Here is a 14,627-nt window from a genome sequence, read left to right on the forward strand (position 1 = left end):
AGGCCATTTTCGACCCTGGAAGACCCTCTCCTCGATGCGTCCGCTCAAAGCTCTCGAATTCCGACTTGGCGCCCTGCAGGCCGCTAGCTTCGCCAGCCATGGGATGTATCTGCCGTTCTTCCCGCTCTGGCTGCAGAGCAAGAACCTGTCGCCGACGCTCATCGGGTTCGTGGTCGCCATCCCCATCATCGTCCGTATCCTTGCGACCGCGCCGCTCCTGAGCCTCGCGGACCGCTCCTTCGGAGCGCGTCGGCTGCTGCTGGCGAGCCATCTGGGGCAGCTGATCGGGTTTCCCCTGTTCCTGCTCAGCGACAGCAGCGCCGTGATCATCGCTCTCGTAGCCCTAGTCGCCGTTGCACAATCCTGCATCATCCCGGGCAACGACCTCGTCTCGACCAATGCGGTCCAGCGCCATCCGGGCCTGAACTACGGCCGGATCCGGGGCGCCGGCTCCGTGGCCTTCTTCATCACCAATATCGTGGGCGGCTATCTGGTCGGAGCCTTCGGCGCGGATGTGGTGATCGTCGCCCTGACGCTCATCCCGATCCTCGGCATCACCGCGACACTGATCGTCGTGCCGCACGAGGAGCCCGAGACCACGATACAGAACGACGAGCCTGAGACGGACAAAGCCTCGGCCCGCCTCTCCAGGGTCCTGTGGCTGGTGCTGATCGCCGGCGCCCTGACCCAGGGCAGCCATGGCGCGCTCAATGCCTTCGCCAGCATCTATTGGCGCTCCATCGGCTTCTCCGACGAGGTCATCGGCTATTTCTGGGCCGCAGGCGTCGTCGCGGAGATCCTGGTCTTCATCGTCCTCGGCCGGGCGGTCGGGCGCGGATCGGGGGTGGGCCTCATCCTGCTCGGGTCGGCAGCGGCGGTCATCCGCTTCACGATCATGTCCCTCCAGCCCGGAGCGGAGGTCATGCTCGTGCTCCAGGCCATGCATGCCCTGTCCTTCGCCGCGACCCATATCGGCACCATGGCGGCGTTAACGGCTCTTGCTCCCATGCAGGCAAGGGGGCGGGCGCAGGGCATCTACGGCTCCCTTGCCGCCCTGACCACGGCCGTCTCCACCATGGTCAGCGGCATGATCTACAGCGAGGTGGGGGCGGGCGTGTTCGCCGCGATGGCTCCCCTGGGAGCCATCGGCTTCGTGCTGATGCTGGTGGTCGTCCGCCTGAAGAAGGATCAGCCCCAGAGCGCGGGCTCCGGCGGGTAGACGATGCTGCCCTCGTAACGGAGGCCGGGTTCCCGGTCCTTGGCCAGCAGAAGCGGGCCGTCGAGATCGACGAAGCGGGCACGCGGCGCGAGCACCAGGGCCGGGGCCATGGCAAGCGAAGTCCCGACCATGCAGCCGATCATCAGGGAAAAACCCTTGGCCTCCGCCGCATCGGCGAGGGCCAGGGCCTCCGTGAGGCCGCCCGTCTTGTCGAGCTTGATGTTGACGAGATCGTAGAGCCCCACCAGCCGGTCGAGGCTCGCACGGTCATGCACGCTCTCGTCGGCCAGGATCGGAACGGGACGCGGGATCCGGCTCAAATAGCCGTCCTCCTTGGCGGGCAGAGGCTGCTCCACGAGGGCGTAGCCGGCTTCGGCGCAGGCCGCGAGGTGCTGTTCGATGTTGGCCTCGGTCCAGCCCTCGTTGGCGTCCGCGATCAAGGTCGCCTGGGGCGCCGCCCGGCGCACGGCTTTGATCCTCTCAATGTCCCCGTCGGGGGCCCCGAACTTGACCTTGAGGATCGGCCGATGCGCGGCCTTGGCGGTGGCCTCGGCCATGCCTTCGGGGGTGTCGAGGCTGATCGTGTAGGCCGTGGTCGCCGGCGGCCAGCGGGTGAGGCCGGCCGTCATATGGGCGCGGATGCCGGAACGCTTGGCGTCGAGATCCCAGAGGGCGCAGTCCACCGCGTTGCGGGCCGCGCCTGCAGGCATCAGGTTCTGGAGCGCTTCCCGGGTCAGCCCGGCTTCGATCTGCGGCCGAATGGCCTCGATCGCCGCCGCCACGCCTTCAACCGTCTCGCCGTAGCGCGGGTAGGGCACGCATTCTCCATGGCCGACGGCTCCGTCTTCGGCAATCGTTGCGGTGACGACCACCGCCTCGGTGCGGGAGCCCCGGGCGATGGTGAACTTGCCGGCAATGGGGAAACGGTCGATGGAAACGGTGAGCTGACGCATTCTCTTGGCTTCTCTTATGAACTTCGTCTCGACTTGTGGCGCAATGACACGCTATCACCAAGCGGAATCAATGCCGAAGGGATGATCGTGGCGCAGGGCACCTTGGCTCAAGGGCCGGACATGACAATCGAGCGCACCGGGGGAGAGACGACGATCCGTCTGTCCGGTCCCTGGACGGCGCCGCATGCCCAGCGGGTCGAGGCTCTTGTCGACGAGATCGCAACCGAAACCGATCACTTTCCCGTCCGCTTCGACCTGAGCGGTGTTGAGCGTCTGGACACCCTGGGCGCCTGGACGCTCGGCCGCACCAAGCACGAGCTGTCGGCCAAGGGCCAGGCGGATTTCGCCAATGCGTCTCCAGAGCAGAAGATCCTCCTCGAGGAGGCCGCTTATCGCGACTTCGAGGACAAGCCAAAACCCCGGCTGTTCCGGACCGTGGACTTCTTCGTTGACGTGGGACAGAGCGTTGCCGGCGCCGGCAAGGATCTGGTCGGCGGAATCGGCTTCCTCGGCGAACTCGTCGCCGGGCTTGTGCGGGTGATCGTTCATCCCCGGCGCTTCCGCGGCACTGCGGTGATCAACCAGCTGGAGCAGATCGCCTACCGGGGCGTGCCGATCATCGTGCTGATCTCGTTCCTGGTGGGCTGCATCGTCTCCCAGCAGGGCATATTCCAGTTGATCAAGTTCGGGGCCACGCCCTTCGTCATCGATCTGATCGGCATCCTGGTCCTGCGCGAGCTGGGCGTGCTTCTCACGTCCATCATGGTCGCCGGACGCTCCGGTTCGGCCTTCACGGCCGAGATCGGGTCCATGAAGATGCGGGAGGAGATCGATGCCCTGCGGGTGATGGGCCTCGATCCCATCGAGGTCCTGATCGTCCCGCGCATCCTCGCCCTGATCATCGGCCTGCCGCTCCTGACCTTCATCGCGTCCATCGCGGCGCTCGTGGGGGGAGGGCTGACGACCTGGGTCTATGGCGGCATCAGCCCCGATATTTTCCTTGAGCGCCTCAGATCTGCCGTCGGCATGAACACCTTCCTGGTCGGCATCATGAAGGCGCCCTTCATGGCGGTGGTCATCGGCATCATCGCGACCCTGGAAGGGCTGGCGGTGGCCGGATCCGCCGAGTCGCTCGGCCGCCATGTGACCTCCTCTGTGGTGAAGTCCATCTTCATGGTCATCGTGCTCGACGGCCTCTTCGCCATGTTCTTCGCAGCGATCAATTACTGAGATGATGCTCGAGCGCCGCCACCCCGATCCGACGAAGAACCGCGAGATCATCATCCGCGCCCGCGGTGTCGAGGTCGGCTTCGGCGAGAAAACGATCCTGAAAGGGCTCGACCTCGACGTGTATCGCGGCGAGATCCTAGGGTTCGTCGGCGGTTCCGGTCAGGGCAAGTCGGTTCTGACCCGCGCCATCCTCGGGCTCGTGCCCAAGAGGGCGGGCACCATCGAGGTGCTGGGCCAGAACCTCGATGAGCTTTCGTCTAACGAGCGCCGGCAGCTGGAGCGCCATTGGGGCGTGCTGTTTCAGCAGGGGGCGCTGTTCTCGGCGCTGACCGTCAAGCAGAACATCCAGGTGCCCATGCGCGAATACCTGCGCCTGTCGGACCGGCTGCTCGACGAGCTGGCCATGCTCAAGATCGAGATGGTGGGGCTCAACCCGGACGCCGCCGACAAGCTGCCCTCCGAGCTATCGGGCGGCATGATCAAGCGTGCGGCGCTCGCCCGAGCGCTCGCCCTCGACCCAGAGATCGTCTTTCTCGACGAGCCGACCTCGGGCCTCGACCCCATCGGCGCCGGCGAGTTCGACGATCTTATCGCGACGTTACAGCGGACTTTAGGGCTGACCGTATTCATGGTAACCCATGACCTGGACAGCCTCTACTCGGTCTGCGACCGGATAGCGGCTTTGGGCGAGGGCAAGATTCTCGCGGAAGGTCCCATCGAGGCGATGCTGGCCTCGGACCATCCGTGGCTTCGTTCTTATTTTCATGGGAAGCGGGCACGCGCGGTCATGGCCGGCGGCGCGCAAGGGTAACGATGGAAACGCGTGCAAACTATGCCCTGATCGGCCTTTTCACCATCGCTGTGATCGCGGCCGCCTTCGGCTTTGTCTACTGGTTCTCAGGTGGTGAGCGGGGGCAGGCCCGTCAGAGCGTCCGCATCGTGTTTTCCGGCTCCGTCTCAGGGCTCTCGCAGGGCTCGAGCGTGTCCTTCAACGGCCTGCGGGTCGGCGAGGTGTCAAGCCTCGACCTTCTGCCGGAGGATCCGCGCCGGGTGGTAGCCATCGCTTCGGTCAACAGCAGCACGCCGATCCGCTCCGACACCCGCGCCCGCCTGGAATACCAGGGCCTGACCGGCGTCGCGAATGTCGGCCTGTCGGGCGGCGAGCCCAGCGCACCCCCGCTGGTGGCAGGCCCCGGACAGCCCATGCCGACCATCTTCGCCGACCGGTCCGACTTCCAGGATCTCATCGAGACCGCTCGCAACATTGCTCGCCGGGCCGACGACGTGCTGGAGCGGGTGGGTCGTGTCGTGACCGACAATGAGGCGGGCATCAGCCGGACGATCCAGAACGTGGAGCGCTTCTCCCAGGCTCTCGGCGAGAACGCGGAGGGCATCGACCGCTTCCTGGCCCAGGTGGGCCAAGCGGCCGAGAGAGTCGGCCCTCTGGCGGAAAAGCTTGAGACGCTCGCCACGAATGTCGACGCTGTGGTCCGCGCGGTGGAGCCGCAGCGCGTGACCCGGATCGTCGAGAATGTAGAGGGCTTCACCCAGGCTCTGGGTGAAAGCCGGCAGGCCATCGACAATACCTTCCGCAATGCCGAAACCCTTGTCACCCGCCTGAACGAAACCGCTCCGAAACTGGACAGCGTGGTCAGCGATATTTCGAACATCGCGAAGGCCATCGACCCGGCCAAAGTGGGCCGCACCGTCGACAAGGTCGAGGAAGTGGCCAACTCGATCGACGCGCAGCGTGTCTTCCGGATCGTCGAGAATACGGACAAGTTCGCCCAGTCGCTCGGCGAGAACCGCGAAGCCATCAACAGCGCTCTTCGGGATGCGGCGAGCTTGATCGCGCGTCTCAACCAGACTGCGCCCAAGCTGGACAGCGCCGTCAGCGAGATCGCCGAGCTGGCGCAGGCGGTCGACCCTGCCAAGGTTGGACGTACGATCGACAACATCGACACCTTCACTCAGACCCTGAGCCGCCGGAGCCCGGATGTGGACAAGGCGATCCAGGAAGCCCGCACAATCACGGAGAAGCTCAACAAGTCCGCCGACCGGATCGACGGCGTTCTGGCAGGGGCCGAGAAGTTCCTGGGCTCGGCCTCCGGTGAGGCCGGCAAGGGAGCCTTCGATGAGATCCGCGCTGCTGCAGTCTCCGTGCGGGAGCTTGCCGAGGACCTCAATCAACGCACCGAAGGCATCCAGGGTGTCCTGTCCGGTGTGGGCCGCTTCACGGATTCAGGCCTGCGGGAGTACGAGGCTCTGGCCGTCGAAGGCCGCCGGACGCTGGGAGACATCAGCCGGGCGGTCCGCAGCATCGAGCGTAATCCACAGCAGTTTCTTTTCGGTGGCCGTTCGAACCTCCCCGAGTACAATGGACGCCGTTAAGTAACCAGTATGCGTGGATCCTCCGTGTTGAATCCCCTGAACGATCGAGCCTGCCTGCTCCGGCGCCTAGCCCCGGTGGCGGTTATGGCTGCCCTGACCGGTGCCTGTTCGTCGGGACCTGCACCAGCCACGTACGACCTTTCAGCCCCCACCTCCCGGATCAGGGGCGCCTCAGGCGTTCAGGTTCTGGTGGCGGAGCCCGCAGCCCTGCAGACCCTCGCCACCCAGCAGATCCTGGTGAAGGACGCCAGCGGCTCGGTCTCGTTCATCGGAGGAGGGCAGTGGGCCGACAATCTGCCCCGCCTGATCCAGACCCGCCTGATCAATACCTTCGAAAACTCCTCCCAATTGCGGGGAGTCTCCCGGCCGAGCAGTGGAGCGGTGGCCGACGTTCAGCTCGTCTCCGAGCTGCGGCGGTTCGAGATCGCGACCCCCGACAATCAGGCCGTCGCCGAGATTTCCGTGAAGATCGTCAGCGACCGGGACGGCCGCATCGTCAACGGCCGTATTTTCCGCGCCAGCGTTCCGGCCAGCGCCGTCGACGCGCCGAACGCGGCCCGTGCCCTGGACGAAGCCCTCACCGTCGTCATGCTCGACATCGTGCGCTGGGTCAGCGGCAGCCATCTGCCCCGGCGCGAAGATCCGGGCACTGCTGCGACGGGTGAAAACCGGGCACCGGCTTAGACGCGTATTCAATTCAAATATCGATCAGCATCCTCTTCGTCATCACCGGCCTTGTGCCGGTGATCTCGTTTCTGAGAGGTGCAACACTTTTCCTGATCGGGATGGCCGGGACAGGCCCGGCCTGAGGTGACGGTGTCATTCCGGGGCGAGCGTTAGCGAGAGCCCGGAATCCATAAACACGACGCCTCAAGAAAGATCGATCAGCGCTGCGTCTCTTTCTGCACCGTTAGTGGTTATGGATTCCGGGCTCGGCCCTTGGCCGCCCCGGAATGACAGTGGAGTAACCCAACAAAAAACGCGGCTCTCGGGCCGCGTTTTTATTCAGCTGAAACTTGAGCCGCCTCAGTCGAACCGGCCGCTCGCATGGGCGAGCATGGTGTAGACCTTGCCGGTCTCCGAGGTGAGATAGGTCTTCGTCAGCATGGAGTCACGGTCGTCGCGGGAGACCTCGGCGAGCAGGCGCTCGAACTCTTCCACGTACCGGTCCACCGTCTGCCGGAACTCGTCGTCACGGCTGTACTTGCGGCGGATCTCCTCGAAGGTCTGCTGACCCTGCAGCGTGTAGAGGCGACGGGTGAACACGTTGCTCTCGCCGCGGCGGTAGCGGTCCCACAATTCCACGGCCGCGTCATGGTCGATCATGCGCGCGATGTCGACCGAGATCGAGTCGAGCGACTCGAGGCTGTTGACGCGGGTGCGATCTGTGCGGCCTGCGGTGCTGCGGGCCGGCTCCACATTGTCCTCGCGGGAGGCCCGGTTCAGGAGATCCGACAGCCAGCCGCCGCGGGCGCCGGCCTCGCGGGCAGGGGCCTCCTCCCGGCGGGGTGCGGGACGCTCGGCCGCCGGCGGAGCCTGACGCGCGGGTGCAGGAGCGGGGGCCGGAGCCGGAGCGGGCTTGGGCTCCGCTTGGCGGGCCACCGGAGCGGGTGTTGGGGCGGCGACAGGTGTCTGGGCGATCCGCTGCTCGACCGCGGCGGCCACGGCCGCCATGGTCGCAGCGACCGGGGTCTCGTTGACGGCGGCCTTTCGCGGCTGGGCCGCAGGGGCCGCGTCGACGAGGCGGTTCGAGCGGGATACGAGGGCCGACAGCTCGTTGAGGGCCTTGATCTGGTCGGCGACGACGCGGCGCATGTTGGCGGTCGTCTCCTGCGTCTCCTGCGGCAGTTCGACGACGCCGCGGCGGAGCTCGGCGCGGGTGGCCTCCAGCTCGCGCTGGATCTGCCCGGTCATGCCGCGCAGCTCGCCCATGGCCTCGCGGAATTTGGCGGTTGCATTCCCGAGGGCCTCGGCCATCTCACCGGTCGCCTGCTCGTAGCTGGCGCGCAGGGCTTCCGCCGTCCGCTCGCTCTCCTGGCCGGTGGTGGCGCGGATGCGCTCGAACTGCTCGCCGATGGCGGTCGTGGTGGTCTCGGCCGCAGCGGCCAAGACCGAGCCGATCTGGCGCGCCTTGGTTTCGGCATTCTGAAGGGAGCCCTCCACGACGGTGGTGAAGGAGCGGGTGACCGACTCGAGATCCTGCGAGCGGGCGCTGATCCGGGTCAGGAGCTCGTCCAGAGCCTGCTGGCGGCTGGAGAGGGCCTCGTTCATACGCGCTTCCACATGCTCCAGGGCACTCGCGGCCTCGGTGAGGGTCCGCATCTGCTCGCTGGTGGTGCTGGTGAGCGCCTGGCCGCGCTCTTCGAGGCTCCGGGCCAGTTCCAGCGCCTGCTGGATCGCGCCGGAGGACACGTGGCGCAGGGCGTCGACCTGATCGGCGACCTGGTCGGAGGCGCGGCCCGTCTGGGTGGCGATCTCCGAGAGGAGCGCCTCGATATGCTGCACGCGCCCGGCCAGCCCGTCCTCGACGGCGCCGAGATTGCTGCTGGCGGAAGCCGCTACCTGCTGGAGCATGCGGTTGGCATCGGTGAGGCGGCCGAGGACCTCGCCGAGCTCGCCCCGCAGGCGCTCGTTGGCGCCGGTGAGGGCCTCCACATTCTGCTGCGTGCCCTCGTCGAGGGCGCTGCGCACGGCCTGTGTTGACTGCAGATAGGAGGCGGTAAGCTCCATCGTGCGCTCCTGGAGCGACGAGAGGAGGGTGGCGCTGCGATCCTGCAGGCTCTCGATCACGGCGCTGCTGCGCTCTTCGAGGCTGCGCAGGGTCGCGTCGCTGATGGCGGCGACCTCGCGGCCGATGACCTCGCCGCGGCTGCCCAGGCTCTCGACGAGAGAGGCGCCCTGGGTGTCGAAGATCGAGCGGATCTCGCCGATGCGGCCGGTGAGCGAGCCGAGAACCGACTGGCCGCGCTCGTCGATGGTTTCGGCGACGCCGCTCAGGCGGTTGACCACGCGGTCCTCAAGCATCGTCACGCTCTGGTTGAGAGCGGCGGCAAGCTCCTCGGTGCGGCTGCCGAGGGTCGAGGCGATCTCCTCCGCGCGGCTTCCCAGAGTCTGATTGATCTCGAAGGCGCGGGTGCCGAGGGTCTCGGTGATCTCGTCGGCGCGGTTGCCAAGCACCTCGTTGATGGAGGCGATGCGGCTGTCGAGGGACTGGCTGATATGCTCGGCCCTGGAGGACAGGGTCTCGGCGATGGCATTGGTCTTTGCCGTGATCGCCTGGCTGATCTCGTCCACGCGGGCCTGGAGGGACGTGGCCACGTCGCGTCCGCCTTCCGCCATGACGCGGGCCATCTCGCCGGTGCGCACCACGAGAGCCTCGTTGAGGGCGGTGGAGCGGGCGCCGAGAACGCTGTCGACCCGCTCGACGATGGTATCGAAGTTGGCGGTGATCTCCGAGGTGCGGCGGGTGGCATGCTCCTCGAGGGCGGCAAGCTGCGTCTCGATGGCGGTGGTGGCCTCGCGGGCACGGTCCGTGAAGGACTCGGCGACGGTGCGGCCCTGGACCGTAATCAGGCGGTCCATTTCCTCGAGGCGGCCGGTGATCGTGTCGGTCAGGCTGCCCACATCGCGGGAGATCCGCTCGGCCACTTCGCTGCCGCGGGTCGTGACGTCCTCGAGAGCCGTGAGGCGGGCGACGAGGGTCTCCTCCATCTCGCGGGTGCGGCTGTCGACGGTTGTGGACAGGTTCTCTGCCGTACGGTTGAGAGCCTCGTTGACGCGCGAGCCCTGGGAAGCGATGGCAAGCACGATATCCTTGGCCGTGCTGGCGAGCCGATTTTGCGCGTCTTCGGTGTGCAGGGACAGGGTCTCGGAGAATTCCTGGCCACGGTTTTCGAACGAGGCGCGGAACTCCTCGACCTGGGTGCCCATGAGAGCCGAGAGGCGCTCGCCCGCCTGGGTGAGGCTGGTCTCGAGGGCCTGACCCTGGACCGTGACGGATTCGCTGACACGCTGGCTCGCGGTCTCGAGACGGCTGGCGAGATCCTCGACGCGGGTGCCGATCGACTCGTCGGCGAGCCGCACGGCGCTCTCCAAGTGCTCGCGCACCTCGCCGCCGCGCAGCACGATCTCGTCGACGACCCCGGTGCCCGTGCTGGCGAGCTGCTCGCGCAGGGAGCTGCCGCGGGTCGAAAGCTCCTCGATGAGGGAGCCAGCCGTCAGGGCGAACTCCTCACGCAGGCTGCCGCTGCTGGTGGCGAGTTCCTGGACGAGCGAGGTGCCGGTCTCGGAGAGCTGCTCGCGCACCTGCTTGCCGCGGGCCAGGATCTCCTCGCTCACGGAAGCGCCGGCCGCCGCGATCTGATCGCGCATTTCGGCGGTGCGGGCCGAGATGTCGTCGGCGATCACGCCGCCGGTGGCCGCCAGCTTCTCGGTGATCTCGGATCCGCGCTGGGCGAAGCTGTCCTCCAGGCTGCGGGCGGTCTGCTCGAAAGCCTCGCGCACGTCGTTGCCCTGCTGGGCGAGGGCATCGATCACGCCGCGGCCGGTTTCCGCAAGGGTGCGGGTGACCTGGCTCGCGCCTTCCTGCAGGTGGCGGGTCAGCAAATCGCCGGTCCGCTCGAAGGCGCCCGTGATGTCCTGCGCCTTGCCTTCGAGGGCGGCGGTGATCGTCGTGCCGACCTCGGCGATGCCGTTCTTGATCTCTTCGCTGGAGCCCGAGAGGCGATCGACCAGCTCAACCCCGCGGCTCGCCATCTCCTCGACGACGCGCTCACCGGCGCGGCCGAGGGCCTGGGTGATGTGATCGCCCTGCGTCTGAAGGGAGGAGGTGACCTTGTCGCCCGCGCCGCTGACGGCAGACACGACGCGCTCGCTGGCGCCGTCGAGATCCTGGATCAGGTTCTGATGCACACCCGTGATCGAGCCGCGCACGCGCTCGGCATTCGAGACGATGGCCTCGCGTTGCGCCACAAGCTCGTCGATGAGCGAGCGGATGCGGATTTCGTTGTCGGAATAGGCGCGCTCCAGCGTGGAGATTTCGCTGCGCACCAGGGTCTCAAGCTCGCCGGCGCGGGCAAGAGCCCGCTCGACGCCGTCGCCGACGGCCGCCACCTCACGGCGCACGGCCTGAGAGACGGAGAGGACCGCATCGGTGGAGAAGCTCTCGGGCTGGGCCAGACGCACGGCCACTTCGCTGATCGCCCGGGCCACCATCTTCATCTCCTGCGATCGGACGGTGAGCATGGCGACGATGAAAAACAGGAAGACCGGGCCTAGGAGGCCTAAGGCGCCCAATGCCAGCTGCGAGGTCGAGAAGGTGGCGAACAACTGCTCGGGTGTGGTGATCCCCTGCGTATAGACGAGGGCGCCTATGCCGCCGACCCAGAGCAGGGAGGCGAGCGTCGCCAGCACGTAAGCCCGGCGGGAGGGGCGAGCCTGAAGGGCCTGCAGCATCACGCCGACATTCTGGCGGTCATCGTTGGCGACGGCGTTCCGGTTGGGGGCGATGAAGCCGGAACGGACCATGTCGTCGAGCCTGGGATCATGGTCGTCCGCATGAGCGGAGAGTGAATCGGATCCAAGGCCGAAAGGGCCCTTGGTGAAGTCGTGATCGTCGATATCCGGAAGCTTGGGCTCGTCGCCGAAGGACCTGTCGCCGGGGCGCGGCGGGGTGTGGATCACGAAAGTCTCGTCAAGGTTGAGCGCCTGCTCCACAGCCGTCAGGGCTGCCTCAGCCGGGTCTTTCATCTTCTTGTTCTCGGTCGCCATGATCCGCCCTCGTGACGCAACTGATGATGCCTGAAGCCGCACTCGATTCACGAAAAGAAAGGTGAATGCATGGCCTCAGCGCGACGGATTAACCATTGAAGGTATTTCCGCACGGTAATCTGTCATTTACCAAGCAAGTCTAGCGGCCGATCTGAAACAAGGAAACCAGATGTCCCCTATCACTTGTGAACGTCGTTAACGGCTTAGTAACCTGCTCTACCGGGCGCAATGTGGCAAAAAGACGGCATGCAACGCGCCTGTCTCTCGTCTTCCGGCGCAGTCTGTCATAAGTATGCGCCGACAAGCAGAGGTCCGCAATGATCCAGATCACGTTCATCGATGCCGAAGGGACAGCCCGCACCGTCGAAGCGGAGGAGGGCGCTACCGTCATGGAAACCGCCATCCGCAACGGCGTTCCGGGGATCGAGGCCGAGTGCGGCGGCGCCTGTTCCTGCGCGACCTGCCACGTCTATGTCGCGGAGGAGTGGGAGGCTGCGACCGGCCAGCCGCAGCCGATGGAGGAGGACATGCTCGACTTCGCCTACGACGTGCGCCCGAACTCCCGGCTGTCCTGCCAAATCCGGGTTCGACCGGAGCTCGACGGCCTCGTCGTCCACACCCCGACCCGCCAGGGCTGATCCGGAGGAAGCCCCATGTTCAAGACGATTCTCGTCCCCGTGGATCTCGGTGAGGTCGAAGCCGCCAAGCCCGCCATCGACAAGGCCGTCGAGCTCGCCAGCACCTCGGGCGGAGCCCTTCGCCTGATCTATGTGCGGGCCATCGTGCCGGTGACCTACATGGAGTTCATGCCACCGGCCTTCGATGAGGAGCAGCAGGGCGAGGCGGAGGACAAGCTCGCCGATGTTGCAGCGGGCGTTGCTCTTCCGGCCGAGCGTGTCTCCGCAGTTGTCCGCCTTGGCTCCGTCTATGCCGAGGTTCTGGACGAGGCAGAGAAGACCGGCGCCGATCTTGTGGTGGTCGGCTCGCACCGGCCCACCATGGCGACGTACCTGCTCGGCTCCAACGCCTCTACCATCGTACGCCACGCCCGGTGTTCGGTCCTGGTGGTAAGGGCTTAATTCCATTTCTGAGTCGTCATGGCCGGGCTCGTCCCGGCCATCCACGTCTTCAAGTGGCTGAAGACGTGGATGCCCGCAACAAGTGCGGGCATGACGGGGAATAGGGACGTTTAAGGCTTAAGATGCCTTCGGCAGCAGTTCTTCCGGCAACGCCTCCGAGTGGAAGGGGCGGGGCTTGTTGAGACGGATCATGGGCTCGATCTGCCAGAAGCCGACGATGGCGAGGAGAATTCCCAGCAACGCGACTGGGGTGGCCCCCATCTGGAACGCCTGCCAGATCAGATAGGCCATGGCCAGGAGGGATGCACCGGCGAGGGCCGAACTCGGAAGCCACAGGCCCATCGGCTTTCCAGCGACAAACCTAGCCTCGGGATTGGCGCGAATGATGGCGTCGCAGAGGGATTTCACGAAGGCGCGGTATTCCCGCGTCATCTCCTGCGCCTCCACGAGGCTCTTCCAGTCAAGCGAATGGAAGGTGAAGGACTTGCCGTCCTTCATGATCACCTTCGTGCGGAAGGATTTCTGGGCCAGCCGTCCAGGTTCGAAGGTCATGCGCACCGTGTCGACGGCGCCGAGCTGGACCTCATGCACCTTGCGGCCCGAATCCACCGTGAGCGTGCTGCCCTTCAGAGTGAAGGAAATCGGCCCACCGAAGGGCTTGGGGCTGTGAGTATAGGTCTGGGACATGAGGCTTCTTATCTACGCATCATCTTTTCGGCAAACCGGCTCTCACTTTGCCGGATGATGCTCACCGTACCAGTTCGCGCATCGCGTGGTCTATGCCTTCGAGATTGAGCGGGTACATACGCTCGCCGAAAGCTTGCCGGATCAGGCTGATCGAATGGGTGTAGCCCCAGTGCGGCTGAGGCACCGGGTTCAGCCAGACCGCCTTGGGGAAATGGTCCAGGATCCGCCGGAGCCAAGCCTGGCCCGCCTCCTCGTTCCAGTGCTCCACGGATCCGCCGGGATGAGTGATCTCGTAGGGGCTCATGGAGGCATCGCCCACGAAGACCACGCGGTAATCCGACGGATAGGTGCGGATCACGTCGAGGGTGGGGATCTTCTCGTCGAACCGCCGGCGGTTTTCCTTCCACAGGCTCTCGTAGACGCAGTTGTGGAAGTAGAAATGCTCGAAATGCTTGAACTCGAGCCGTGCGGCCGAGAACAGCTCCTCCGCGATTTCGATGTGCCAGTCCATCGAGCCGCCGACGTCGAGGAAGAGGAGCACCTTCACGGCGTTGCGGCGCTCGGGCCTCAGGCGCACGTCGAGATAGCCTTTGTGGGCGGTCTCGTGGATCGTCTCGTCGAGGTCGAGTTCCTCCGCCGAGCCGGTGCGGGCGAAGCGGCGGAGCCGCCGCAGCGCGATGCGCATGTTGCGCACGCCGAGCTCGACGCTGTCGTCGAAATCCTTGAATTCGCGCTTGTCCCAAACCTTCACGGCGCGGAAGTTGCGGTTCTTGTCCTGGCCGATGCGCACGCCTTCCGGGTTGTAGCCATAGGCGCCGTAAGGCGAGGTGCCGGCGGTGCCGATCCATTTGTTGCCGCCCTGGTGACGCCCTTTTTGCTCATCGAGACGCTTCTTCAGGTTCTCCCAGAGCTTGTCCCAGCCCATGGCCTCGATCTGGCGCTTCTCCTCATCGGTGAGATAGCGCTCCGCGAGCTTGCGCAGCCATTCCTCCGGGATCCCGGTCTCCTCGACCGCGCGGCCCATGCTCTCCAATCCCTTGAACACATGGGCGAAGACCCGGTCGAACTTGTCGAAATGCCGCTCGTCCTTCACCAGGCAGGTACGGGAGAGATAGTAGAACTCCTCCACGCTCTTGTCGGCGAGATCCTGGTCGAGCGCCTCCAGCAGGGCCAGGTACTCCCGGAAGGAGACCGGCACCTTGGCCGCGCGCAGCTCTGTGAAGAAGGTCAGGAACATCGAGCCAATGTCGGGCAAAGGGTGAGGAGGTCAAGCGCCAATCGCCCGAGTCAGATCGGAGC

At 65.8% G+C, this 14,627-nt stretch carries 11 protein-coding genes; 7 read left to right on the forward strand and 4 right to left on the reverse strand.

Annotation, left to right across the window (positions count from 1 at the left end; genetic code table 11):
* Positions 1 to 34: 34 nt before the first annotated feature.
* Positions 35 to 1,219 carry an MFS transporter gene (locus ILT44_RS09890; RefSeq protein WP_204239401.1) on the forward strand — a complete coding sequence of 395 codons (1,185 nt, stop codon included), beginning with the start codon at positions 35 to 37 and terminating at the stop codon, positions 1,217 to 1,219.
* On the opposite strand, the gene dgcA is transcribed toward ILT44_RS09890, so the two are convergent.
* Positions 1,189 to 2,172: an N-acetyl-D-Glu racemase DgcA gene (gene dgcA, locus ILT44_RS09895; RefSeq protein WP_204239402.1), complete on the reverse strand. Its 984-nt coding sequence runs from the start codon at positions 2,170 to 2,172 to the stop codon at positions 1,189 to 1,191. The two genes, ILT44_RS09890 and dgcA, sit on opposite strands and share 31 nt — an antisense overlap.
* Before the next feature lie 81 nt (positions 2,173 to 2,253).
* On the opposite strand from dgcA, the gene ILT44_RS09900 reads away from it, so the two are divergent.
* Genes ILT44_RS09900 through ILT44_RS09915 form a run of 4 tightly spaced genes read left to right on the forward strand, consistent with a single transcriptional unit; the run spans position 2,254 to position 6,477 of the window.
* Positions 2,254 to 3,402: an ABC transporter permease gene (locus ILT44_RS09900; RefSeq protein ID WP_372441147.1), complete on the forward strand. Its 1,149-nt coding sequence runs from the start codon at positions 2,254 to 2,256 to the stop codon at positions 3,400 to 3,402.
* A 4-nt stretch (positions 3,403 to 3,406) separates the two neighbouring features.
* Positions 3,407 to 4,213 (forward strand): ABC transporter ATP-binding protein, encoded by an 807-nt coding sequence (locus ILT44_RS09905; protein WP_204239424.1) that lies wholly within the window; start codon positions 3,407 to 3,409, stop codon positions 4,211 to 4,213.
* A gap of 2 nt (positions 4,214 to 4,215) precedes the next feature.
* Complete coding sequence (locus ILT44_RS09910; RefSeq protein WP_204239404.1) at positions 4,216 to 5,793, forward strand: MlaD family protein; 1,578 nt, start codon at positions 4,216 to 4,218, stop codon at positions 5,791 to 5,793.
* Between the two features lie 24 nt (positions 5,794 to 5,817).
* Positions 5,818 to 6,477 (forward strand): ABC-type transport auxiliary lipoprotein family protein, encoded by a 660-nt coding sequence (locus tag ILT44_RS09915; protein ID WP_204239405.1) that lies wholly within the window; start codon positions 5,818 to 5,820, stop codon positions 6,475 to 6,477.
* Positions 6,478 to 6,819: 342 nt separating this feature from the next.
* On the opposite strand, the gene ILT44_RS31615 is transcribed toward ILT44_RS09915, so the two are convergent.
* Positions 6,820 to 11,562, reverse strand: a complete 4,743-nt coding sequence (locus tag ILT44_RS31615; RefSeq protein ID WP_204239406.1) for an apolipoprotein A-IV repeat region-like domain-containing protein — start codon at positions 11,560 to 11,562, stop codon at positions 6,820 to 6,822.
* Positions 11,563 to 11,879: 317 nt separating this feature from the next.
* Between ILT44_RS31615 and ILT44_RS09925 the strand changes: the two genes are divergently transcribed.
* Together ILT44_RS09925 and ILT44_RS09930 are read left to right on the forward strand one after the other, a co-directional pair.
* Positions 11,880 to 12,200 carry a 2Fe-2S iron-sulfur cluster-binding protein gene (locus ILT44_RS09925; protein WP_204239407.1) on the forward strand — a complete coding sequence of 107 codons (321 nt, stop codon included), beginning with the start codon at positions 11,880 to 11,882 and terminating at the stop codon, positions 12,198 to 12,200.
* Between the two features lie 15 nt (positions 12,201 to 12,215).
* The gene (locus tag ILT44_RS09930) at positions 12,216 to 12,641 is read left to right on the forward strand and encodes a universal stress protein (RefSeq protein ID WP_204239408.1); all 426 of its coding nucleotides are present in this window, start codon (positions 12,216 to 12,218) and stop codon (positions 12,639 to 12,641) included.
* Between the two features lie 117 nt (positions 12,642 to 12,758).
* Here ILT44_RS09930 and ILT44_RS09935 read toward each other — a convergent pair whose 3' ends face one another.
* Together ILT44_RS09935 and ILT44_RS09940 are read right to left on the reverse strand one after the other, a co-directional pair.
* A complete protein-coding gene (locus ILT44_RS09935; protein WP_204239409.1) occupies positions 12,759 to 13,328 on the reverse strand; it encodes a hypothetical protein in 570 nt (189 codons plus the stop codon).
* 61 nt (positions 13,329 to 13,389) lie between these two features.
* Positions 13,390 to 14,565, reverse strand: a complete 1,176-nt coding sequence (locus ILT44_RS09940; protein ID WP_204239410.1) for a vWA domain-containing protein — start codon at positions 14,563 to 14,565, stop codon at positions 13,390 to 13,392.
* Positions 14,566 to 14,627: the final 62 nt, after the last annotated feature.

This window comes from Microvirga arvi (assembly GCF_016892765.1).
Taxonomy (GTDB): domain Bacteria; phylum Pseudomonadota; class Alphaproteobacteria; order Rhizobiales; family Beijerinckiaceae; genus Microvirga; species Microvirga arvi.